The organism is Aequoribacter sp. (genome assembly GCF_965659035.1).
GTDB lineage: Bacteria > Pseudomonadota > Gammaproteobacteria > Pseudomonadales > Halieaceae > Aequoribacter.
Window position 1 is genome coordinate 1 of sequence record NZ_CBFHWH010000063.1, and the last position, 524, is coordinate 524.

Consider the following 524-nt stretch of genomic DNA (forward strand, 5'->3'; position numbering starts at 1 on the left):
GCATCCAGCACAGCAATTTTCTCGCTCTGGCTCATCGGGCCTGAGGCTCCGGGGACGCCTTGTTGGGTTGCTTCGCTATTATTGTTACTGGCGTAGTCACCTTGTGTATCGGTGGTCGATGTCTGACCGCCGGTATTAGCCTCGGTTCCATTATCATCTGCAGGCTGTTCGTTGGACCCACTGGCTTGACCGATCTCTAAGGGTGCTTTGCGAGCACTGCTCGCGGGTTCTTCGTCCACCAAGGTAGGCAGCGCCTCGCTACCTTGGTCGCCCATAGTGACAAAGCCGGGTTCTCCGCTTTGATCAGTAGAGGTATCATCAGAGGCGCCCTCGCCGTTACCGGTTTTGGGTGGCGGTGGAATCGCCGCTGTCTCGGAGCCACTGCTGGTCTCTGTCCCGTTTTTTGATCCGCTCGTTGTCGTAGTTGATGTCGTGCTGGTCTTGCCGCTCGGGCTTGAGCTTTGCGATGAGCTTGGGTTGGGTATGCCTCCAGTCGGCAGACTGGGGCTGCTTGAACTTGAACT

2 protein-coding genes are annotated in these 524 nt (G+C 57.3%); both read right to left on the reverse strand.

Translation table 11 applies throughout. The annotated features are described in order from the left end of the window. Window positions 1-275: hypothetical protein (locus tag ACTF5Z_RS09060; RefSeq protein ID WP_438985352.1), on the reverse strand; the 275-nt coding region annotated here is incomplete at its 3' end. 61 nt (window positions 276-336) lie between these two features. After that, on the reverse strand, window positions 337-524 hold a 188-nt coding region (locus tag ACTF5Z_RS09065), incomplete at its 5' end, for a hypothetical protein (protein WP_438985353.1).